The sequence below is a fragment of the Haloferax sp. SDI50 genome (genome assembly GCF_059802635.1).
This window is the reverse complement of sequence record NZ_JBPULL010000001.1, coordinates 1,072,544-1,093,202: the sequence shown is the minus strand read 5'-3', so window position 1 is coordinate 1,093,202 and position 20,659 is coordinate 1,072,544. Positions and strand designations below refer to the sequence as shown.

The window sequence follows — 20,659 nt, the reverse complement described above, 5'->3', positions numbered from 1 at the left end:
GCTTGCGTCGTCGGGGCACGCCGAGCGTCCGGCCCCTTTCAATCCCACCCCTAGGCTGTTGTGTGGCTGACGATGGCTGTCGGTAGCCCGGTGTGGTACGAACGGCACGCCCCGCTCGCCGCCCTGTGCCCGCCGTACTCACTCCTCACGTCGTTCGTGACGAGTTGCTCCTTGCAGTCGCACTCGCATCGCTCGCACCCTTCCGGTGCGCCAGCACCAAGCGCGCTGTCGGTCACGACGCCCTCGCTGGCTCGGTCGTCAGACACGAAACCGGCTTGTGTGCTGGCCGCTCGCGGCGGCCAGGCCATCGGGTCGCTCACGATGTTCGCGCCCCGAGTCTCACCTCACTGCGTTCGGTAAGCTGGCGCGCGGTGCTGGCTGTGTGTCCGTCGTCGCGCGCACGCCTTCCGCGCCCTGCGGGCGCGATGAAGGCGCGAAAGGCGTGCGCAGAGCCAGTTGGGCGAACGAGAGAGCCGCGGCTGGAGAGTCGTGGTGTCGGAAGAAGACGCCGAGTGAGCGCCTTTCAGGTAACAGCAATGAGTAGTAAGAAGCAGTTCAGTACTAAAGTTTCGCACTCCGAACTCCCCCGAGCGGTCGACGACGACGTGGTTGGTGAGACGCCAGCGCTCCATCCCACGGTTGAACTCGAGATTCAAGCCAAAGTTGACCTGAACAATCCTGAAGCGGTTAGTCGGGGACTGACCCTCGCGGAAGAAGAGCGGCTGGCTGCACGTGAGTGGGAAATCGAACAGACGCGTGAACGGTGGGACCGGAGACAGATGTCGAGTCGGGAAGCACGGACGGCGACGGCGGTCGAACAGTCGAGTATCGAGGCAACGCGTGCGTTCAAGAAGCGTGCGGGGTGTGTGAATCGGTGGGCCGACCCCGAGGAGGTGGATCCGCGTGAGCAACTGACGGCTGAACAGTTGGGCGTTGTGAACAGGGAGGCGGCACGGATGCAGTCGAAACTCGATGCGTGGTCGCGGGCGGCAATCAGCCGGCGTCTGGCCGAAGTAGTCGCAGACGGGAACTCGATGATGAGCGCGGTCGTGGGTGTGTTCGAAGCGTTGCAACAGGCACCAGGGCGGGTGATTCCGATTGCAGCGGTCAGTGAGGTCAGTCATCGAGAGGTGTCAATCGAGGGAACGATTACGCAGTTGTGGGAGTCGTCGAACGCGGCGATTCAGCAGGTGGGCCTCATCGAGGACGATACGGGACGAACGAAGGTGACTGTCTGGGAGAAATCGAGGCAACCGGCTGTGAGAGAAGGCGAGCGGGTGACGCTGCGGAACGTCGCAAAGAGCTGGTACGGTGGGCGCGTGTCGGTGGCTGTGACGGGGTGGTCCGACATCAGCTTCCCAGAGCGCGAGGCGTGGTGGGAATAGCCAGTCATCGCACCCTTCTTTTTTGCTATGTGCCCGGCCGACCCAGACCCCACCTCCCCACCCACCGCTCCGTGCTCGCACCTGCGGTGCTGCGCGCGCAGCCACAACCTCACGACGGATTTTCGGCTGTGTTTAGTGCGTCGAACGAGGCCGTTTCGTACGCTCGACGCCAGAGTTGATGCACCGCTCGTGCAACGAGCATTGGCTCTGTTGTCACGATATAGGACTGCTCTACGTCGCCCGAATTTGCTTCGGGTGGCGTATGAAAGTGCTTCTCTGGTGCATCCGGTTTGGGACGGTAATCGTAGCGGAACTGTACACCACATTCATCGAGACAATGGAAACTGTAGTACTGACGCTGGAACCAGCGAATATCGAACCGACACCACGTCGCCTCGGCAATCTCATCTCGGAAGTGAATCTGTAGCTTCGTTGGGTCAAGGCGACTATCGAATCCGGCATCTTCGACGAGACCATCAGCACGTGTGCAGACTGTGCGAATCTCTTCAAGTGTGACATCATCGATTGAGCCAACAGGGCCCTCAATGTCCGCCTCGTCTGCCATCTATGCAGTCGATTGAGATTCGTCGTCCTGTAGTGCACCCCGGCTGCGGATCGTGTTTTCACGATCGGATAGCCGAGCTGCTGCAGATCGGCTATCATCTGGGTCGAAATCGTAGAGCGTCAGCGCAGCTTGGGCGATCTCAAGATTCTGCTCAATTTGCTGCCACCGAGTGAGGTCTGCCCACCCGTCAGCACCGGACTCCAATTCCAAGGTCAGCTCGTCGACGGTCGTCGCGTCGTACTGTTCTTGGATCGCTTGACGTTCATCTTTCAGTTCTCGGATTCCCTGTCGAATCTCGTCTTTCGTGTGCTCGCGGTGAATGTCGGCGATCCGCCGCATCGCCAGCATCTGTGGTGCGCGCATGTAGCGAGTGGCATCACCGGCTGCAATTCTTTTGACACGACCGGTCTCAGCGAGCGCTGAGAGGTGCTTCCGTGCAGTTGGTTCACTCATATGGGCACGTTCAGCAATTTCGCTGGCAGTTTGTGGATTCGTTGTAACGTCGATTACCTGCCGAATACGTTCGAACGTCGTGGTATCTGCTTTCCAGTCATCAATGACTGTCTCGTTGACGTCACCTTGCCACGGTGTTGTGGGGGAGCCTGCTCCGGTCACTGGTCGTCGTACGAGCGCAGTAAGTAAAATAGATTTGCTGGAAATTAGTAATTTTAGCTGCTTGCGCCCGAATCTGGTTAGTAAATCACGATTAGTAAAATCACAATTAAGATAATCAGAACGACTATCATCTACCAAGCCAAACACAGACTATGTCTCGGCCTTCCTTCGTCAACCGCGACGACGAACTCTCGTTTCTTCGATCCCGGTTCGACCGTGATACGGCGGAGTTGCTCGTCATCTATGGCCGGCGGCGGCTTGGAAAGAGTGCGCTCGTCCGTGAAGCAATTCGTGACCGAGACGATGCGGTGTACTGGCAGGCGACCGAAGAGACTCCGGACGTACAGCTCGCAAGCTTCGTTGAGACCGCTCGCGACACGTACCCAGTCGTTGACGATATCAAGCGTGACTGGGAGACGATTCTCAAGACGCTTGGACGGCAGGACGCAGTCGTTGTTATCGACGAGTTTCCGTACTTGATCGAATCCGACGATGCAGTTCCCTCGAAGATACAGCGGGTCTGGGACCTCCATCTCGAACAGACGGCGGCGTCGTTGGTACTCGTCGGGTCGTCGATCAGCGTTATGGAAGAGAAAGTGCTCGGAGGCGGGAGCCCGCTGTACGGACGTCGGACCGGAACTATCGACCTCCCACCACTTGCGTTGGCCGACGCACGACAGCTGTACCCCACAGACGACCCAGAGACAACGATTGAGACGTGGAGCGTCTTCGGTGGGACGCCGTACTACCTTCAGGCGCTCACCCCAACGGCATCGCTCGCGGAGAACATCCAGACACACGTCCTCTCCGAACACGGTGTGCTCCACAACGAGCCAGAGTTCCTCCTCCGGACAGAGTTTGGGATTCGAGAGCCACAGACCTACTACACAGTCCTCCGCGCGATTGCGACAGGAAAGCGCGAGGCGAGTGAGATTGCTAACTTCGCCGGTATCGATTCGAACGCACTCGGATCGTATCTCGCGAAGCTCCGTCGACTGCGACTGGTCACACGGGATATCCCGGTCACGGCGAATCCCAATGCGACGCGAAAGAGCCGATACCGACTGAATGAACCGCTGTTTCGGTTCTGGTTCCGTTATGTGTACGGTCAAGAAGGGAAGCTCGCCCAGCTCGGTGACAATGCTTTCGAGGAGTTGGTCACACCTTCGTTCTCGGAGTACATGGGCTCGATGTTCGAACTCGTCTGTCAGAATGCGCTCCCGTCGTTAGTTCCCAATACCTACCACGGGATTGGCTATTGGTGGCACAAGCATCATGAACTGGACGTTGTCGGCCTTGCGAGTGACGGCACACTCGTCGCTGGGGAATGCAAGTACACGCAGCGAGAAATGAACGAAGGCGACCTTGCCGACCTAGAGCGGAGTGCTGCGCAGGTCGACTGGACGCCACCGGAGGGTGGTGATCCGGTGTACCACTACTGTTGCTTCGCTCGTTCAGGATTCTCTGACGGCCTGCGAGCGGTTGCTGACGAGCGTTCGGATGTCTCTCTGTTCACGCCCAACGATATCGTGGAGTGCGAGTAACCTGCGACTGACGTAGTGTGGCCCCTCCGTCACCTCTGTGAGATATGTGTCGGTGGTGAGATTTTGGCTGTTTTGTCACCCCCTGACGGGTGCGGGGCGTACTCAGTGTCCCGCGGGATTTAGATGGCAACGAGAGAACCAACCCAGAGAGAAGCATCGTTTACTGACCAGTCTACTCGCGACGACGAAATGCATCTCGTCGTCGACGAGTGGTTAGCGGACCTCCTTGCCGACGTTGAACAGGCACGAGAAAGCGAGGTGTTCCAAGATTGGTTAGACGTCCAGAGTCGGTTCCACGACTACTCGGCTCGCAATAGCCTCCTCATCGCACTCCAATGCCCGGAGGCGACTCGTGTGGCCGGATACCGAACGTGGCAAGACGACTTCGACAGACAGGTATCGAAAGGGGAGTCGGCAATCTGGATCTGGGCTCCGATCACGGCGAAGACGTGTCTAGTGTGTGGAGAGACGAAAGCCAGACACGACGAGGACTGTGGGAGCGGCGGAGTCCAATACGAGGAGTGGACCACACAACTGCTCAGGTTTAAGCCAGTACCAGTGTTCGACATCTCGCAGACTGACGGCGAGTCCCTTCCAGTGTTGGAAACAGCATCGTACGGTGCGGCTGCTGACTTGGTTGTGTCACTGTGCTCGGCTGCAGACTCGCTTGCACTTTCGGTCAGTCTCGTCCATCCATCAGACTGGGTGCACGGCACTGCACGTGGCATCTGTGAGTACTCCACGCGTGGTCGGCCTCATATTGAGGTTCGAGAACGGTCGAATGACGCTGACATGGCGACGACACTCATCCACGAGTTTGCTCACGGATTGCTGCACGCGGATCAATCGAATCTGCCTGAACGAGCAAGGCGAGAGGTCGAAGCAGAAGCAGTTGCGTATCTTGTCGGTCGATACGTTGGCCTTGATATGAGTAACTCTGCGTTCTATCTCGCAGCGTGGGCTGGAGAGGATGCAGACTCGGTTTTCGAGCGCCTGAATCGGATTTGGTCGGTTGCGAAGTCGATTCTCGGTGCGATACGAGCGGATTAGTACAACCTCAGTCAGGACCAACGCGATTCTGCGCTTTTTATCGCCCCCTGACGGGTGCGGGGGCACTCAGATGCGCTCGATGAACACAGATGACAGTCTCAAACGACCACGAGCGACGCACAACAACCAGCAGTCCAGCCCACGGTCACGACCTCGTCCGCGTCACCGAATGGGTGCCTGGAAGCGAGCCAACCGATTACGAAATCGAACTCTCTGACCTCGATGGCTACCGGACAATATTTTGGCGCTGCCGGAAGTGTGGCCAAGAGCGGACCCGTCAACGGGAGTTCCGCGAACCCTGCACAGTCATCGATGGACAGACACTCCTCAGTGACGGTGGCTACTCTCTCGACGACTCCCGGACGTGGAAAGCGCTCACCGAAGAGATGGACATTCGGTTCGGTGATGTTGGCCCCATCTATGAGGTTGACTCGTCGAGCGGAAAGACGTACGAGGTTGACGTTGAAGCGGGGACGTGTTCGTGTCCAGATCACCGGAAACGTGGTGCCGAGTGCAAACATCTCCGGCGCGTTCTATTCGAAATCCGGACGCGAGTGCTGCCCCAGCCGACTGGCCGCTTCGCAACGTGCGAGCAGGAGACGAGGCGACTTCGCAATTCAATATAATCGGTGAAAATTAACATTGGGGCCGGGAGTTCCCCCGTAATTCTACTTTTAGCGAGAAATTTTGTCACCCTCGAATGGGTGCGGGGCGGTATGCCTCGCTGATTCGAATGCGTACTAACACAACCCAACGAGTCGGGAGTATCGTCGAGCGGACTGAACAGGGCCACGGACTCGTCGTCGTCACTGAGTGGCGAGCAGCGACCGATACGTCACTGACTGCCCTCGCATCGTTCGACCAAGACCGACGTCGATTCTGGCGGTGTACGGAATGCGGACAGGAACACGCCTCCAGAACGGCGTTCGAGTCGGCGTGTATCACAGACCGGTCGGCCGACACGACTCTCGACTAACCTCGAAACAGACTGACCGCAGTTTTATCTCCCCCACAGGGGTGCGGGGGGTGCCGAAGAAGCGCCTCACAGAGAACCCATGGCACTGAGAGACATCTACGAGCGAACATTCGACGAATCGTGCGGAAAAACTATTGATGCGACTGACTGTCCCGAGTGCGACGGCACGCTCACAACGGAGGGTGGCGAAACGGGGTGTGACGAGTGTGGCCTCATCGTCAACCAGTACTACATCGACCACACCCACGGCCCGCGTGTGTTCGATGACGACCCAGAACCGATGCGGCGGACAGGAAGTCGGCTCACACCTGCCCGACACGACTACGGTGTGTCTGCAGAAATCGGTTACAAGCGTGATGCGAACGGGAATCGTGTTTCATCGAAAAAACAGTGGCAACTTCACCGACTTCGTCGTGAACACCGCCGGGCACGCTACGGGTCGAAAGCAGAGCGAAATCTTGCACACGCCCTTCAGGAAATCGCACGGATGTCGAGCGCGCTCGACCTCCCACGAAGTGTGGTCGAAGAAGCAAGTCAGGTCTACCGACAGGCGCAACATCGTGATCTCATCCGTGGGCGGTCGATCGAAATGATGACCGCAGGCAGTCTGTATGCGGCGTGTCGTTGCCGTGGGCTTCAGCGGCGGCCAGGCGAGATTGGCTCGGTTGCTCGGTGTACTGCTGACCAGTTGCGAACTGGCTATCGCGCACTCAAAGTCGACATGGAAATCGAACCACAGATTGTGACGGCACGAACGTACGTCCCGCGGCTTGCGTCGGACTGCCGTGTGACCTCAGAAGTCAACGCACGTGCGTACGAACTCGCCGACCTCGCAGACCGTGAACGGATAACGAACGGACGAAACCCCGCGGGCGTGGCCGCAGCGTGTCTGTACCTCGCTGGGAACGAACGAGGAAGTGCGAAGACACAGGCGGAGTTCGCAGCAGCAGCCAACGTGACGGTATCGACGCTTCGGGCACGGTACTACGAACTGCGAGAGCGGGCCTGAGGCGGAATGCTCTCGGCTACTCTTCGTTGTGGTGGCCGGCGTGAGAGGCTCTCGAACCGAGATTGTGCTGTGTCCATTCTGTCTGCTGTTTCATCGGGCTCGTACGTTCCGTTCTCATAGTCTCCATTGGAGATTGTAACAGTCAGGACAGCGTTTTGTTTCCTCGCACGCCATGGTAATCACCGTCTTCATCCGCGGCAGTGCGATGACACCTGCTGTATTTATAGACACTTCCCAGTCGTTCACGCATTATGTCTCAAATATATGCAAAACACAAAGATATATTGAAGTAAAGCGCTTACACCAACGTATGACTGGATTCGACCCTTCACCTGACTCTGCTTCCGCTCAGAGAAGGTGGCAAGAGGGAACAGACACGTTTGACCGTGTCTATGATGTTGCGTTGGGTGTTACGTCGCCCACGGCGTACACTGACATCGCAGAGTTAGCGGACTGCTCACCTAACGCTGCGAAAAAACATCTTGAACGACTCGCTGAGATGGGAATTCTCCAAGCAGACAGGGACAGTCGACCGGCTCAGTATGAGCGGAATGAGGGGTATCTGGAGTGGCAAGACGCCAGTCGAATTGCAAATGAACTCTCTGTCGAAGAGATCATTGAGCGTGTGAAGGAGCTCGAAGAACGACGACGGGAGTACGAGACACAATTCGAGAGCACAGATCCCAAAGAGGTCTCAGTGTTCGACTACGGTGACCACGACACGATTCACGACCGCATGACCGCGGTCAGTGAGTGGCAGGGAGTGATCCGGGATATTCGGCTCTACGAGCTTGCACGCCAGCTCTCCCAGAATGACGGGCACCTCATTCCAGCCTAAATGAGCACACCACCTGAAGACCCAGAACCGAATTCAACTGGGCCTCCAGACCGTCAGACTCTACGATTGCTTGAGCGACACCTCACGTCGGATTCGCTCGTGGTTGAGACAGAGTTTGACCCGGACTCCTACGAACCACGACTCCTCCACGTATTGCTTGATGCTGGCCGATACCCCGAATCGATAGAAACGGCACGACTAGATGTTCGGTGGTTCACGACTGGTGATCTTTCGATTCACTATATCGAAGCGCATGACGACGGATCCCAATGGGAGTGCCGCTGGGACCGACATCCAAACAATCACAACGCACGGTTGCATTTTCACCAGCCCCCAGATGCAGCGGAGGTCACTGACCTTTCCCTGTCTTCACTCCATCCTCTCGAAGTGTACTCGACTGTTCTCACAGCAGTTGACCAGCGACTTGAATCTCTATGATCGAATCAGTGATGACCTCGTAGATGAATTGGGTTCGCTCCTCGGTTAGTACTCTGCACCGATGCTTTGTGGTGAGTTTCGGGTGGTAGTGTAGGGATCGTGTGCTTGGAGTTCTGCCACACGATGTGTAAGTGTACCACACCGTTTCGAAGAGTGGGGTTCACAGACGGCCTTTCCGACAAACTCGATGCGTCGTGGACACTCTTTGACCTGCAAAAATAGACGCTCTGACAAGTTCACCAAACTGACGCCGAGCGGTGGTCGCTCACTGACGCAGGGGACCTCCCGCCTCAATTCAGTTACGAACGTCTGTACGCTTGATGAGTGGTCTCACCACCGGGTAGCGAACCAGTAGCCGACTCCGTTGGATCGAAGTCAATGACCCGCTTTTCTTTGGGCATCGCCTCAACGCGAATCCCACGCCACTCACCGTCGACGCCAACGAGCGCTTCGGAGTACCCCGCATCCTCATTTCCCGGAATCGCATCTTGGACGAATCGCATCTGCGCGTAGTTCAGCCCAAACTCTGTGGCCCACGTTTCGTCCATTCCGTCAAGGTGGTGGAACTGCTTGACTGCACACTGGTCTAAGATTGCTTCGGACTCTGTGTGTTCGAAGAACTCGTCGACGGTCTGTGTGACGAGTCGAATCGAAAGATCGTGGTGGCGGTGATGACGGAACACCGTCTCCAAGAACGCCAGACTCGCGGCGTCCTGCATAATATACCGTGCTTCGTCAATGACGAACACGACTTCTTTGTCTGTTTCCTTGGCACGCTCGTACACCAAGGAGATGAGAAGCTGCATCGTCAGCGCGGTACTACTGCTGACGCTGCCTTCTTGCTGCGCGAGGTCGAGGTAGATGACCTTCTCGTCGCGGATGTTGAATTCGGATGCCCGCCCGAGGTTTGCATACCGTCCTCCCTCTTCGAACAGCCGAAGTTGTCCAAGGAGCCACGTCGCATCCTCGCGGAGTTTGTCCGCTTCAGCGTTCGTCCGTACGACAAACTCGCTTGGTGACGCAACCATGTCTTCGAAGACGTCCATCATATCTCGAATCGTCGGACTCCGATTGCCATGCGTATCGATCTCGTCTGTGATCCCTTGGCGTTCGTAGGCCTGTTGGAGTCCAAGTTCAAGGGTGGTCCGGCGGTCGCCAAGTGAGATGCCGCGGAGCGCGAAGTAGTTGGTCAAGAAGCTCATTGCGTCGTCGAGTTTCTCGTTGAACGGGCTTGCGTCCTCACCCAGTGCTCGCTGGACGTGTTCGGGTGTCTGGCGGATCTCTAAGGGATTCAACCCGAGCGTCCCACCAACGGTGATGCGCTTGGCGTCCAAGGCTTCGGCGACGCCAGCCCAATTGTTGAGTGGTTCGAGAATGATGCCGATTCGGTCTGTGCTTTGTTCGATCGACCGGATGAAGTTCTGTTTCGAGCCAAATGACTTCCCAGAGCCGGTATCGCCGACGGTGAACATCGCATAGCCGTTTTCGCGAGCGAACGGGTCGATGACGACCGGGCTGTGGGTGTCTTTGTGGATGCCGAATTCGACGCCTCCTTCTTCGAGGATTGTTGCGTTGTGTGGCGACGCAAGGAGTGCGCCAACGGCCCCACCAAGCGCGATTGCGTTGTGACCGATGACGTTCTCTCCAATCGGTGCTGCAGATTGGAGTGCGAGGTCTTGGTTGCAAATCGCTGTCTTCGGTGTGAGACTCGCCGGCTCATCGCGAAGCGTGCTTTTGACGCTTTGGACGGCATCGTGAAGGTCGCCGCGTGTGTCGGCACGGACGGTGACGAACAGTGCTTGGTCGAAGACACGAGTCCCACTCTCGACAGCATTGTACGTCGCCGCAGCCTGGTGTGCCCGCTGTTGGAGATACCCACTTCGAACGCTCCTATCGAGGTCGGCATCGACCTGGAGGTCATCAGCGATCTCTTGGAGTTCGCTTCGAGCACGCATCTGATTCTTCGGTCGAATGTGGGCTGTGAGGTCGAATTCGATGTCTGTTAGCTGAAACAGATCACTGAGGTAGCCATCGCTCGGGTAATCTGGGTAGTCGGTGATCGTGAGTGTGGAGGTCCACTGCTCGCCAACGCGGGCTGCACGCGTCTCCCATTCGATGGCTGGCGGTGCAATCGTCGTCTTGTGTGATTCTGCGATGTCATCGAGAAGTTGCCCCTCAGTGTGTCCTGTTTGGATTGTGTCTTCGTCGAGGACGTCCGAAAAGTCGACTTCAGGCTCGTGATCTTCGTCGACAGCGCGGCGTTTCCACACACCGATCGCTCCGAGCGCAATCACGAGTGCTCCTGCAGCATAGAGTGACGCACCTTCCAGTGACGTTGGCTGTTGGAGCCACCCGACGAGTTGGCGAGTGACTTCGGTCTCTATTTGGAGGCTAAGACTACGCATCGAGATCATCCTCTCGCCGAGACCGTCCGATGATGGGATGGTCACGGATGACCCGTCGTGGATTGTCATAGTCGTGTTCGTGGCCGTTCCAGAAGTCCATCGTCAACACGAACAGTTCGACTGTGCTCAATCGACGAGCAGACCACCCCGACGCCTGTTGGATGAATCCAGACTCGATGTTCGTGATTCGGGTCTCTAATCGCTCGAATAGCCGCCCACGCTCTTCGGCTTTCGAGAGGTCTTCGCGGCGCGTGACGAACGGGTTGAACAGGAAGCCAAGACCAGGGATTTCAGTTAGCTTCTCTGCGGGTGTTTGTTCGTCGCGGAAGCGGTCATAGACTTCGAGTGGCGAGACTTCGACGCCAATGAAGAACCGAATCTGTTGGGTTCCACGGTTTCGCATCGCTTGTGGGCGCGTCTCGCGGTACTCTTCGAGGAGTTCACGGAAGACCAGGTTTTGGGTGACGTCGTCATCCGACAGCCGCTGTTCGATGTTCGCTGTGAGCTGTTCGACCGGGAACGACCGCGTCGTTGCGTGGAACTTCAGCTTTGAATCGAGTTCCTTGTTTGCGAATTCAGCGCCGGCCGCGTGGAGACTCGCCCACTCATCTGACATGGCGAAGTCCATATTCCCTGGGTTGACTTCGATGAACGCCTCCATCACCCCGTCCGACCGCTGGATCGCACCCACGCCGGGCCACGCACGCTCAATGTTGGTGAGGTCCTGTGTTCGTTCATCTGGTTTGAACGGTGTGTAGTTCGCAAGGCCACCCTCGTTTCGGACTGCCCCTTGGGTGACTGTTGCGGTGGGAGCGCTGAACGTTCGGCGCGGTCGCATTGCAAAGCGAGACACGTCTTTGGCCCATGCCCATGCAGTGCGGTGGTCCGGTGCGACATAGACCACGGCCGCACCCAGTCCGACACCCCCTGCGATGAGAGGGACTGCGAGTGAGTCGAGTCCGGTGAGTCCGGCGATGAACAATCCAAGAAGTGGGAACGCAATCAGGACACCAACGTCCCCTTCTTCGATATTGAGCCCTGGGATGCGACTTGCTTCTCCGAATTCGTCCATGATACGGCGTTCTGCAGCGTCTGAATCTGTCGACATGATGAACTAGCGATTGGCGTTGTGTGGGTCGTTCTCGGTCCGGCGGTACGAGGCAGTGTCGTGCGTACTGGGGTTTTCAGCTCGGGCGGCGGCTTTCTGGGCGATTACTTGGCCAGCAGCGGCTTTGGGTCCCCAGCGGGCAGCGGTCGTAGCGACGCCTGCACCACCCATGGACGCGCCTGCGGCGACACTTCCGACGATGACTGCGCCTTTGCTGGCCGACCCGATGGCCTTCGCAGTGAGTGGGGTTGCGTAGGCGAAGGTCTTCCACGTCAGATAGAGTGCGATGACGGGCAGTGAGACGGCGACGAGATATTGGAGGAAGGCAGTTGGTGGGGAGAACGTCCCGCTGGCGAAGAGCAGGTCGTAGCCTTTGAACACGACTGCTGCGGGGAGTGGGAGGACGACTAAGGGAACGAATCGCTTTGCGAATCCAGTTGCGATGTCTGAGAGGACGGGAATGTTTCCATAGCCGAGTGCGATGGCAATCGGCATCCCATAGACGTAGACGTACAGCAAGATTTCGCGGATGAAAAAGAGGGCTTGAATTGCCCACATCGAAATCCCGCCGAGCGCTGCGAGTAGGAGCCCGAGAAGGGGGTTGAAAGTGATTGTGTTCAGGAATCCACCGAGTACCCTTGACAGGCTAGAAAGAGATGGAACGAGGGCGATGGCAAATCCATCTACAAGATACAGAGAGACTGCACCAATCCAATACCACGAGATGATGAAAACAGCACCAGTCCATGCGTTTTTCTTTGTTTTCCGGGCCTCATACGTACTCCCCATGTTGAAAATACGAATCACATGCCGACCTTGGACACTCATCACGAGGAGCAACAGTGCTATGAGCATGATTTCGCCACCAACGAGCGCGTCCCGAATTTGAATCCAAGGACTGTTCGATGGGGTGCCGAACACAAACGTCCCGTTTGTCTGTGGGATAGGTGTACCGAGTAGCTCAGCAGAGAGTGCAGTATAACCAGACTGGATTCCATCAGTGAACGAATCTGTGAGCCATTCAATGACCTGTTTGAATCCTTCTAGAACAACGTCTATGAGGTCAACCATGGTCAGATCACACTGATTTTGACTTCACAGTCGGTCATCGTTTCCGAGCCAGAGTAGCTGACTCCGAAGTTCTCCGCAATCTCAGTACCAGAAACTCGTGTTCCAACATGGACAGAGAACTCACTGGAGTCCATGTCCACACTACAACCCATACCCTCGTCGCCAGTCTGTGCACTAAATGGTAGAGAACTACTGTAGACATCTCTAACCCCGCCAGCTGGGATGACTACCTCATCAGCTTCATAGATTCCTTCGTTCCGTGGATTCTCAGCCGGATTAGGAACATCACTCAAGAACCGGAGTGAGGTTGCTGCATCAGGACCCGTTCCAGAATTACGGATTGACACAAACGCTTCACTGTCTTTTCTTCGGTTTGTCTCACTCTCTCCATAGACCTCATCCCACGGCTTGTCTGGGTTGTTTCTGAAGAGCCCGACATCGACGATTTCGAGTTGCGGTCGAATTTTCACACTCGTCTCGGCCACCGTCTCTTCGCCGTGAACTGCGATCACCCAATATTCACCAGGGTCGTACGCAGTCCCAATCTCGAATGAGACCTGCTGAACGCCGGCCGCAACCTCCCGTGTCCCGAATAACTCGCCATTCGGCTGGATGAGGTTGACACGGTCGACGTCAGCCTCAGAGCCAAGTTCTACACCAAGCTCGGTTCCCTCAACAGCGACCTGACGCAGGACACCCTGTTCGTCAGAATCGTCATTCGGGGTGGTAGTCCCATCACCGGTCTCAGTACTCCCGTTGAGACAGCCAGCGAGACCAGCGGAGAGCACTGCTGCTGTTCGGAGCACGGTACGTCTATCGAACGTCGATTGATCGTGTTTCATGGATATCGTTCAGAAGCATCTCGTGGCCCGAAGAATCGGAGAACCTGCCTCCCTGCATAGAACACTACAACAAATGGAATGAATTGCCAGCCAACCTCAATGAGTAACCCAATCCACCCATCGAGGGTTCCGAGTGGATGCCATCGGACAGTCGCCGTGTCCGAAACATAGGCTGGTGTTGCGACCAGCCACGTTCCCGGATGATAGCGTGCCGTGTAGACCCCGGGTTGGTCGATAGTGACGACCGCGACGCCGGACTCGTTCGTCCGAACACGCTGGTCGGCGATGGCGATATACCCTCCACCGGATTCGCCATTGAGCGAGACGTGGCGTTCGTCGGCAGTGAGGTCGATCGGAGAGCCAGTCGCGGTATCGCGAAGTTCGATGTGGACAGTCGCCTGCTCGTTCGTCTGCGAGACCACTTCGGCGGTGAGTCGACTCTCGCGAAGTTCGCGATCAGGCCCACTGCTCACCGTTGACGTGATGGGTGTCGCGTCGACGCCGCGGACGATACCGCTCACACTGAGTGCATCACGGTCGAGGTTGTCTGTGCGGACCGCAAGTCCGTAGGTGGGCGTATACGCTCGGTCTACGACCTCGACAGAAACCGTCTCTGGGAGTGTCGCGTGTGGTGAGGTACGTTCTCTCCCCCACGAGTCGAGTATCGTCGGGCCATCACGAATTGGTTCGGCTCGCGGCCCGATGCGTGATGGGTAGGCATGAACGTACACCGGGAGTGCCTCGGAGTGAATCTCGGTCTCGGCTGTCGCCGTTGCTTGGGTGAGCCGGTCCCAGCGTGGGTCACGAGCCGTGTAAAACCGCCAGACACCGCGAACGCGTGAGTCGCCATCCTCGGTGAGCGTGTAGCCTTGCCACGGCCGAGACTGGAAGATCGCAACCCCGGTGTCGCCATTGGGATACGCTGCGTCGTAGGCAGACGCGTGGAGATTGTACACCTCAACATCGAGTGAATCCGCGACGGTGATCGTCTCGGTTCGATACGCGACTTCTGTCTGGGTACGATTCCCGATTGTGGTTGTCGTCGTCTGCTTGAGTCGGACATTGATGTCGGCTTCGAGGGTGAGCGTCGTACGCCACGTCTCGTCGAGTTGGTACGCAAGGACTGGTGTATGGCTCCCTCCTGTGCGGACGATAACGTCGTCATCAGACTTCAGGCGGACCGCTGAGATTTCGTCGTTGACGAGTGTCCACGTGATAGACGACCGATTGGAGTGATGGCCATCTGGAATCCGAACACGATAATCCACAAATCCGCGAACGCTCCCATTGGGTGCGACGTACAGTGGAGTCTCACCTGCTTCGAGATGGCCTCGTGTCGATGGATGGACGGCGAAGACTGTCGCGTGTGCATCGTCGATGAAGCGTCCACTTGTGAGAGACGCGTGGTCGGGATACAGCGATGTCTGTGAATTGCCTGCGCTCAGGTCACGGAAGTCATTGCGTGTCCACGTTGCCGCGGTCGCCGGTGGACGGGTGAACGTGATGTCTGTCCCATTGGCGAGTTGCTGGATCGGGGTTCGGCTTTCGCCGTAGCGCTGGCGATACGCCGTCTCGTTTAGGTACGCATCTGCGTCACGAGACCACAAGGTTGCGGTCTCGTTTTCGGTCAAGCCATTGTCTTCTGTCCCCGGGCGTGGTGGCGTGGCTGTGACGAGACCGGCGAGACCACTCGTGAGAAGGAGGCAAACGAAGACGACAGACCACGCGGGAGTGCGCATACGGGAAGGCAATGTGAGTCTCTCGACCAGTTTACCAGGGGGAGAGATCGACACACTGCGCAAGTGGCAGTCCCATCAACGACCCCGCAACGGTGTAGAGGGGACCGAGTACGAGCAGGGTGACCGCAGACTTCAGCGCCACCCGCATGTGTTCTTTCAGTTTGGCTTTCTGCTCGTGATTCGTCGTAAACATCTGGAAGAGCGAATCGCCTTGCCAGACAACGATGAGACCGATCAGTCCGAGCGCCGTGGTTAATTGGAAGAAGCCTTCGAGCATCTGCGGCAGTTTGCTTGTACTGCAGATGACTCCATCTTGAGCTGCAACAGGCTGTGTGAGGACGGCGAGTCCAATGAGGGCAGTTATCGCGAGGATACGGCCGGACGAAACAACTCGAATTGAATCGTGAACTGGATTGACTACTGTATTGGTTGGGCTGTCTTTTTCGTTCGACATGTGGGTTGCTTGTGAATTGTGCCGGGGAGCTACAATTCCTATACATTCAACTTTCAGGCGATAATTAAGTTCTTTTGATTGCTGAATGTGTGGTTTGAGTGCTATTATCTGTTAATTATCTAGATTTCAATGGTAGTTCATCATTTCACGACTGTCTTGTATACGAGGAGTTTACTGCAGATTTCAACCCAAGGTCACACCACGAACGATCCTGCTGTTTGTGCGTGAGTGGCCGAACGTGCGTTCACTGCCACTCAGTGTGGGGGGCCCTGCCAGTACTGTCGCTGCATTGCTCACTCGGTGTGCGGTGTGTCTTCTTTCGAGAACGAAAGGCGAATACACAACACACGCGACCACTACCACATACCACCCCAGCCAGGAGAAGAGCGTGTGATTGATGCAGTCTATCCAGATGATCCGAATGACGTGCTTCGGATGGTTCTTGAGAGTATCGAGAAGCGAATCAACGATATCTGGGCGTCAACAGATCTGGTTTTTCCGTCGGAATACGAATTCGAGCAGGAGGACGGCGCAGACTATCTCGTCGGCAATTGACTAATTGATTGGTCTTCAAGACGGAAACCCGCAACTTCAGATTGAATGTCGGCAACCCGGCGGACTAGTCTCGATGAGTTGAACTGGCCACTTCCCTTCTCCACGATATGATGACCAACGAACTCGACTCCTTGCTTGAATGGTTCGAGTTGAAGGACGAACTTCGGACGGGATGGGTGCTTCGGAATATCGACTCGCCTGAATCGGTCGCAGCCCACACGTGGGGGACAGCGTCGCTTTGTCTGCTCTATGCCGACCAGCAAGAGGTTGACCGTCAGAAAGCAGTGACGATGGCACTCATTCACGACCTCGGCGAAGCTCGAACGGGTGATATCGCAACCCGCGCGGAGGACGGACGCCAGACCATCCCCACGTCCGAGAAGGAGTCGGCTGAACGGAGCGCAGTAACCGATCTCGTCGGACCGTTCGCGGACACCGAACTGCTGTCGCTTTGGGAAGAGTACGAAGCTCGTGACACCCCGACAGCACAGTTCGTCAAGGACATGGATCTGATTGATAATTGCCTCCAGGCGCTCAAGTACGAGCGCCAAGGTCGGTACGACGACGCTGAAGCGAACGACCACTTTGCCGAGTTCGAGAATCTGGACGAGTTCTTTGCTACCGCCGCGCCTCGTTTCCAGACAGAAGTCGGCCAGGACTTGTTCGAGCAAATTAAATCGCAGTACGAACGAGAACTCGGGCGACCCTGCCAGCTCTGAATACATCTTTCAGTCGCAACTCCCCTGCTCGGTGTAACTCCTGTATTGACCACGACTGGGTCAGAATATCTCATTTTCTGAGGATTTCAACAGAGCCCTTTCGACAGATTCCCACATCGGTCCGTACTGACTGCCTTCCGCCCGAAGCGCTTATCAGTATGAATATGATACGAATATGTATGAGTAAGGGTGAACGCCGGAAAGTCGGGGAGCGGGGCCAGGTAACGATCCCCAAAGAGCTCCGCGAACGCTTCGGAATAAAGGGAGGAGATGACGTCGTGATCCACGAAGAGGCGGGCAAGCTCGTTATCGAGCGGTCAATCACTCGTGAAGAGTTGGCCGCAGGGTACCGCCAGCGTGCCCAACGGACCCGCGAACTCGCTAACGAACTGGAGGGTGTCTCGACGGAGGCTGATGAACACCTGGGCGATGCCCCAGAGTGGTAGCGAATGGCCACGTCTGTCCGTCGAGGAGACGTCGTTATTGTTGAACTCAATCCGACGCAGGGATCCGAACAACGGGGAACGCGTCCGTGTCTTGTCGTGCAGAATAACGTCGGGAATGCAAACGCACCGACAACGATCGTTGTTCCGTTCACTACCTCATTCGGAGAGCAGCTCTACCCGTTCGAAGTGCTCGTCCCAGCCGAAGAGTGTGCGCTTCGAGAGGATTCTGTCGCGCTCTGTAGCCAGGTTCGAACCGTCTCCGTAGAGCACCGTATCACCGAGAACATCGGCTCGATTCCGCAAGAGCGGATGGACGAGGTCGATACCGCACTCGAATACAGTCTCGGCCTCACCGAGGTCTGAGAGGGATTGGCAAACGTTCTCGTGTTCTCAGTCGTCTAAGGCCTGTAATAGGGGGTTTCGCATGGTGATGAGCAAGATTTGGGTGCATGGATACTCGTTCGATGCGATGCAGTTGTCTGGCGGGAGACGCCTGTATTCGTCAGTCTATCACTCGGTTCGAGGGGTGGGAGACAGCCGCATCATCCTGTCTGCGTCATCTGCTCAAAGGCAACAAGGGACTCATCGAGCACCCTGAGTACGCCGCGTTATTGCGTGAAGTCGGGCAGGCCGCGGTTCTCGAACTCATCGGAGTTGAGGCCAAGTTCTTCGAGGTCATCGTCGGTGAGGGGTTCACCACCTCCCTCGTGGAGAACAAGAACCTCCGCAAGTTGCGAGAGTGCTTCCGCCCGGGTGTCGCCATCACGTGCGAGATTGGTCTCGGTGTCGTAGGCGGTGATGCTCCCATCATCTTCGCGGACGAACTCAACTCCGTTGGGGTCACCGTCCCGGGTCGCACTTGCCATACTGAACTCGAATCAATCTCAGACGATAAGCGTTCGGACGGTGAAGAGTCCCGTGCAGACCCTTCCTCAATCCCGTTCCCAGGGGGCAGGCGTGAATATCTAACTTTCGAGATTCTACAGTCGGCTCACCCCCAGTCGTGATCTTTGATCCCTTCGTAGTGTTTCAGACGAGTCTCAATCTCCCACGTTTCCCAGCGACATTCATGGTAAAGGACATCAGCAAGCTTGTCGAAATTACTTTTGTCGAGTTCGATACCACGATTTCCACGGTGAGTGATATAGGGCTCGCTCCGAAGATCGGCGTAGACCTCACGTGCGACTGGGTAGTCATTGCCGATAGCCGAGAGGCTGAGGAGGTCTTCTTCGGTAATCGGTGTCCCCCACTTGTGTTTCGCGATCATTGTTGCTAAGAGGGCGCATTTCACCGACGGCTTCTCCATGATCGAAGAATCAAGTCGGCCGCATATAAATACTGTTAATGGCCGTTAACACTAGTGGAAACGTTTATACACGCAGAATGGGTGAATCTCTGTATGAGCAGTATAGAGCACGCGGCTGATCGAGGAGACAAAAAGGAACTCCGAAAGGAGCACCCGAGTGGATGGCTCTATCTCACGCAACACGACGCCATCCCGATTCTCGTAGACGCATTGCTCGATCTTCCGCCAAACCGTGAGTTCAACAAAACAGAGTTCGCAGACCACGCCGGCGTCACACGCCAGACTGTCGGCAATTACACGGACCTCTTGATTGAGGTTGAACTCATCGAAGAAGTACCGGACACGTCACCGCGCCGGTACCGGGTCACAGACAGCACCGTCGTCCGAGAACTCTTTGAACTGAACAGCGCGCTCAATAGCGTCGGTCGCGAGTGAACAGTCGGTCGTGGACTCGGCGTCTCGGTTGTGGTCACGGGGATACCGTATTCAAACGTGGTAACCCACACCCCTCGTACCGAGTGACAGACTGGTGAGTGACGGCGTTGTGACGCCTGAAGTCGTAGAACAGCACACACAACAGGACCAACGAAGAGCGTATCGCTGGCCATGCAAGAACGCCTGTGACTGTAGCTCCTGACGATGCATACAAAGACCACCCTCCAATGTGTTCCGTGTTCTGTCTCTTTATGTCCTCTCTCACACCGGTTTGCAAGTGTTCTCGTCACGTCGTGGGAAGTCGAAGGCATTCGACTACGACGGTGTCACGGAGGGGGACCCACACCGTGATCGAAGTAAGCTCCCACGCCCCGAAGAGCGTGGCATTCAGCGTGGACTCCCGTTCTAACTGCTGAGAGCAGTAGGCGAATATTCGCCATTCACGTTCAACATCCCGCTGTTCAAGCGCACGCCTACGGGTGCGCCTCCACGTCCAGACTTTTGCTGGTCGCGGAGATACTTCAAGCCGATATTCTTCGCCGCGTTGTAATCTGCGTGAACATCGTATCCACACTTCAGACAACCAACTTCGTCTTGACCGTTGGTGTGTGGCCGGTTATCCTCGTGGGTGAACCCACACTTTGAGCAACGTTGGCTCGTGTACGTTGGATTAATCTGCTTCACCACAAGTCCTGCAGACTCGGCTTTGTACGTGACGTACTCGAACAAGCGGTGGAACGCCCACCTGTGCTTACGACCGTGTACGCGCTGCTGCTCGGTGTGACCTACGAACTCACTCGGAATCTTGTGCTCGTGGGCTTGTTCCACGGAACGTTCGACCTCAACCCGCTGTTCGTCGTCAGCGAGACGGGTGCGCCAGTCGAGGACCTGACGCTCCTCGTCTTGCCGGTGGCACTCGTCGTCTTCTGGGGCTATCGACGGTGGGCCAAGACACAGCGGCCGACCGACTTCAAACCACAGACGACCGTCGTCGAGTGAACAGGCAGTCGTTCTGAACGCACATCAGTTGTCGACGACGTTTTCGATGATGACTGAGACATCGGTTGTACCGACTTACTCAAACCGGTCTTAAGCTGATTTAGATAGTGGCGCGATCTGGGCCACTTAGTCAAATTTGGAGCGAGTTTACTGGGTCTGG

At 56.6% G+C, this 20,659-nt stretch carries 23 protein-coding genes and 1 pseudogene; 13 read left to right on the top strand and 11 right to left on the bottom strand.

Features of this window, described 5'->3' with window-relative positions; translation table 11 throughout:
• Positions 1–536: 536 nt before the first annotated feature.
• Complete coding sequence (locus ACSR87_RS05625; protein WP_498531039.1) at positions 537–1,385, top strand: DNA-binding protein; 849 nt, start codon at positions 537–539, stop codon at positions 1,383–1,385.
• A gap of 109 nt (positions 1,386–1,494) precedes the next feature.
• Here the strand turns inward: ACSR87_RS05625 and ACSR87_RS05620 are convergent, their stop codons facing one another.
• Positions 1,495–1,950, bottom strand: coding sequence for a toxin-antitoxin system TumE family protein (locus ACSR87_RS05620; RefSeq protein ID WP_188148448.1), 456 nt, complete (start codon positions 1,948–1,950; stop codon positions 1,495–1,497).
• Entirely contained in the window at positions 1,951–2,565 is a 615-nt protein-coding gene (locus ACSR87_RS05615) for a winged helix-turn-helix domain-containing protein (protein ID WP_115861112.1), read from the bottom strand.
• 152 nt (positions 2,566–2,717) lie between these two features.
• Here ACSR87_RS05615 and ACSR87_RS05610 point away from each other — a divergent pair, with 152 nt between their 5' ends.
• The 6 genes from ACSR87_RS05610 to ACSR87_RS05585 all read left to right on the top strand — a co-directional run bounded on the left by ACSR87_RS05610 (position 2,718) and on the right by ACSR87_RS05585 (position 8,420).
• Positions 2,718–4,109, top strand: coding sequence for an ATP-binding protein (locus tag ACSR87_RS05610; protein ID WP_004062858.1), 1,392 nt, complete (start codon positions 2,718–2,720; stop codon positions 4,107–4,109).
• A 189-nt stretch (positions 4,110–4,298) separates the two neighbouring features.
• Entirely contained in the window at positions 4,299–5,159 is an 861-nt protein-coding gene (locus ACSR87_RS05605) for an ArdC-like ssDNA-binding domain-containing protein (RefSeq protein WP_115861110.1), read from the top strand.
• Positions 5,160–5,248: 89 nt separating this feature from the next.
• Positions 5,249–5,785 carry a hypothetical protein gene (locus tag ACSR87_RS05600; protein WP_233506068.1) on the top strand — a complete coding sequence of 179 codons (537 nt, stop codon included), beginning with the start codon at positions 5,249–5,251 and terminating at the stop codon, positions 5,783–5,785.
• Between the two features lie 429 nt (positions 5,786–6,214).
• Positions 6,215–7,144 carry a transcription initiation factor IIB gene (locus ACSR87_RS05595; RefSeq protein ID WP_004062856.1) on the top strand — a complete coding sequence of 310 codons (930 nt, stop codon included), beginning with the start codon at positions 6,215–6,217 and terminating at the stop codon, positions 7,142–7,144.
• A gap of 310 nt (positions 7,145–7,454) precedes the next feature.
• Positions 7,455–7,982, top strand: coding sequence for a winged helix-turn-helix domain-containing protein (locus tag ACSR87_RS05590; RefSeq protein WP_424020119.1), 528 nt, complete (start codon positions 7,455–7,457; stop codon positions 7,980–7,982).
• Entirely contained in the window at positions 7,983–8,420 is a 438-nt protein-coding gene (locus tag ACSR87_RS05585) for a toxin-antitoxin system TumE family protein (RefSeq protein ID WP_424020118.1), read from the top strand. It begins immediately after the preceding gene.
• Positions 8,421–8,719: 299 nt separating this feature from the next.
• Here the strand turns inward: ACSR87_RS05585 and ACSR87_RS05580 are convergent, their stop codons facing one another.
• The 6 genes from ACSR87_RS05580 to ACSR87_RS05555 are packed head-to-tail and all read right to left on the bottom strand — an operon-like array spanning position 8,720 to position 16,039.
• Positions 8,720–10,825 (bottom strand): VirB4 family type IV secretion system protein, encoded by a 2,106-nt coding sequence (locus ACSR87_RS05580; protein WP_424020181.1) that lies wholly within the window; start codon positions 10,823–10,825, stop codon positions 8,720–8,722.
• The gene (locus tag ACSR87_RS05575; RefSeq protein WP_424020117.1) at positions 10,818–11,933 is read right to left on the bottom strand and encodes a TraC-like domain-containing protein; all 1,116 of its coding nucleotides are present in this window, start codon (positions 11,931–11,933) and stop codon (positions 10,818–10,820) included. The genes ACSR87_RS05580 and ACSR87_RS05575 overlap by 8 nt, the downstream gene beginning before the upstream one ends.
• A 6-nt stretch (positions 11,934–11,939) precedes the next feature.
• Positions 11,940–13,004 (bottom strand): TrbL/VirB6 family protein, encoded by a 1,065-nt coding sequence (locus ACSR87_RS05570; protein ID WP_498529781.1) that lies wholly within the window; start codon positions 13,002–13,004, stop codon positions 11,940–11,942.
• A 2-nt stretch (positions 13,005–13,006) separates the two neighbouring features.
• Positions 13,007–13,846 carry a hypothetical protein gene (locus tag ACSR87_RS05565; RefSeq protein WP_498529780.1) on the bottom strand — a complete coding sequence of 280 codons (840 nt, stop codon included), beginning with the start codon at positions 13,844–13,846 and terminating at the stop codon, positions 13,007–13,009.
• Positions 13,843–15,585, bottom strand: coding sequence for a DUF8186 domain-containing protein (locus tag ACSR87_RS05560; RefSeq protein ID WP_498529779.1), 1,743 nt, complete (start codon positions 15,583–15,585; stop codon positions 13,843–13,845). The genes ACSR87_RS05565 and ACSR87_RS05560 overlap by 4 nt, the downstream gene beginning before the upstream one ends.
• A gap of 31 nt (positions 15,586–15,616) precedes the next feature.
• Entirely contained in the window at positions 15,617–16,039 is a 423-nt protein-coding gene (locus tag ACSR87_RS05555) for a DUF7985 family protein (protein ID WP_233506066.1), read from the bottom strand.
• A 390-nt stretch (positions 16,040–16,429) separates the two neighbouring features.
• Between ACSR87_RS05555 and ACSR87_RS05550 the strand changes: the two genes are divergently transcribed.
• The 4 genes from ACSR87_RS05550 to ACSR87_RS05535 all read left to right on the top strand — a co-directional run bounded on the left by ACSR87_RS05550 (position 16,430) and on the right by ACSR87_RS05535 (position 18,122).
• Positions 16,430–16,594, top strand: a complete 165-nt coding sequence (locus tag ACSR87_RS05550; protein ID WP_229722465.1) for a hypothetical protein — start codon at positions 16,430–16,432, stop codon at positions 16,592–16,594.
• A 107-nt stretch (positions 16,595–16,701) separates the two neighbouring features.
• The gene (locus tag ACSR87_RS05545; protein ID WP_115891412.1) at positions 16,702–17,313 is read left to right on the top strand and encodes an HD domain-containing protein; all 612 of its coding nucleotides are present in this window, start codon (positions 16,702–16,704) and stop codon (positions 17,311–17,313) included.
• Positions 17,314–17,492: 179 nt separating this feature from the next.
• A complete protein-coding gene (locus tag ACSR87_RS05540) occupies positions 17,493–17,759 on the top strand; it encodes an AbrB/MazE/SpoVT family DNA-binding domain-containing protein (RefSeq protein ID WP_006601197.1) in 267 nt (88 codons plus the stop codon).
• Between the two features lie 3 nt (positions 17,760–17,762).
• Entirely contained in the window at positions 17,763–18,122 is a 360-nt protein-coding gene (locus ACSR87_RS05535; protein ID WP_115803140.1) for a type II toxin-antitoxin system PemK/MazF family toxin, read from the top strand.
• A gap of 245 nt (positions 18,123–18,367) precedes the next feature.
• On the opposite strand, the gene ACSR87_RS05530 is transcribed toward ACSR87_RS05535, so the two are convergent.
• Positions 18,368–18,625, bottom strand: coding sequence for a type II toxin-antitoxin system HicB family antitoxin (locus ACSR87_RS05530; protein ID WP_004062845.1), 258 nt, complete (start codon positions 18,623–18,625; stop codon positions 18,368–18,370).
• A gap of 125 nt (positions 18,626–18,750) precedes the next feature.
• On the bottom strand, positions 18,751–19,065 hold the full coding sequence (locus ACSR87_RS05525) for a hypothetical protein (protein WP_049916507.1): 315 nt from the start codon (positions 19,063–19,065) through the stop codon (positions 18,751–18,753).
• A gap of 93 nt (positions 19,066–19,158) precedes the next feature.
• On the opposite strand from ACSR87_RS05525, the gene ACSR87_RS05520 reads away from it, so the two are divergent.
• Positions 19,159–19,500 (top strand): hypothetical protein, encoded by a 342-nt coding sequence (locus ACSR87_RS05520; protein ID WP_004062843.1) that lies wholly within the window; start codon positions 19,159–19,161, stop codon positions 19,498–19,500.
• 405 nt (positions 19,501–19,905) lie between these two features.
• Here the strand turns inward: ACSR87_RS05520 and ACSR87_RS05515 are convergent.
• Positions 19,906–20,250: pseudogene (locus ACSR87_RS05515) on the bottom strand (zinc ribbon domain-containing protein); the annotation flags it as partial.
• On the opposite strand from ACSR87_RS05515, the gene ACSR87_RS05510 reads away from it, so the two are divergent.
• Entirely contained in the window at positions 20,233–20,499 is a 267-nt protein-coding gene (locus ACSR87_RS05510; RefSeq protein WP_233509309.1) for a hypothetical protein, read from the top strand. The pseudogene ACSR87_RS05515 and the gene ACSR87_RS05510 sit on opposite strands and share 18 nt — an antisense overlap.
• Positions 20,500–20,659: the final 160 nt, after the last annotated feature.

Bases quoted from the DNA above. Each gene is read 5' to 3' on its own strand.
- ACSR87_RS05555 (WP_233506066.1), bottom strand. From the start codon at position 16,039: ATGTCGAACGAAAAAGACAGCCCAACCAATACAGTAGTCAATCCAGTT.
- ACSR87_RS05600 (WP_233506068.1), top strand. From the start codon at position 5,249: ATGACAGTCTCAAACGACCACGAGCGACGCACAACAACCAGCAGTCCA.
- ACSR87_RS05530 (WP_004062845.1), bottom strand. From the start codon at position 18,625: ATGGCAAGTGCGACCCGGGACGGTGACCCCAACGGAGTTGAGTTCGTC.
- ACSR87_RS05575 (WP_424020117.1), bottom strand. From the start codon at position 11,933: ATGTCGACAGATTCAGACGCTGCAGAACGCCGTATCATGGACGAATTC.
- ACSR87_RS05595 (WP_004062856.1), top strand. From the start codon at position 6,215: ATGGCACTGAGAGACATCTACGAGCGAACATTCGACGAATCGTGCGGA.
- ACSR87_RS05580 (WP_424020181.1), bottom strand. From the start codon at position 10,825: ATGCGTAGTCTTAGCCTCCAAATAGAGACCGAAGTCACTCGCCAACTC.
- ACSR87_RS05605 (WP_115861110.1), top strand. From the start codon at position 4,299: ATGCATCTCGTCGTCGACGAGTGGTTAGCGGACCTCCTTGCCGACGTT.
- ACSR87_RS05540 (WP_006601197.1), top strand. From the start codon at position 17,493: ATGAGTAAGGGTGAACGCCGGAAAGTCGGGGAGCGGGGCCAGGTAACG.
- ACSR87_RS05545 (WP_115891412.1), top strand. From the start codon at position 16,702: ATGATGACCAACGAACTCGACTCCTTGCTTGAATGGTTCGAGTTGAAG.
- ACSR87_RS05590 (WP_424020119.1), top strand. From the start codon at position 7,455: ATGACTGGATTCGACCCTTCACCTGACTCTGCTTCCGCTCAGAGAAGG.
- ACSR87_RS05535 (WP_115803140.1), top strand. From the start codon at position 17,763: ATGGCCACGTCTGTCCGTCGAGGAGACGTCGTTATTGTTGAACTCAAT.
- ACSR87_RS05525 (WP_049916507.1), bottom strand. From the start codon at position 19,065: ATGGAGAAGCCGTCGGTGAAATGCGCCCTCTTAGCAACAATGATCGCG.
- ACSR87_RS05620 (WP_188148448.1), bottom strand. From the start codon at position 1,950: ATGGCAGACGAGGCGGACATTGAGGGCCCTGTTGGCTCAATCGATGAT.
- ACSR87_RS05570 (WP_498529781.1), bottom strand. From the start codon at position 13,004: ATGGTTGACCTCATAGACGTTGTTCTAGAAGGATTCAAACAGGTCATT.
- ACSR87_RS05625 (WP_498531039.1), top strand. From the start codon at position 537: ATGAGTAGTAAGAAGCAGTTCAGTACTAAAGTTTCGCACTCCGAACTC.
- ACSR87_RS05585 (WP_424020118.1), top strand. From the start codon at position 7,983: ATGAGCACACCACCTGAAGACCCAGAACCGAATTCAACTGGGCCTCCA.
- ACSR87_RS05610 (WP_004062858.1), top strand. From the start codon at position 2,718: ATGTCTCGGCCTTCCTTCGTCAACCGCGACGACGAACTCTCGTTTCTT.
- ACSR87_RS05565 (WP_498529780.1), bottom strand. From the start codon at position 13,846: ATGAAACACGATCAATCGACGTTCGATAGACGTACCGTGCTCCGAACA.
- ACSR87_RS05520 (WP_004062843.1), top strand. From the start codon at position 19,159: ATGAGCAGTATAGAGCACGCGGCTGATCGAGGAGACAAAAAGGAACTC.
- ACSR87_RS05560 (WP_498529779.1), bottom strand. From the start codon at position 15,585: ATGCGCACTCCCGCGTGGTCTGTCGTCTTCGTTTGCCTCCTTCTCACG.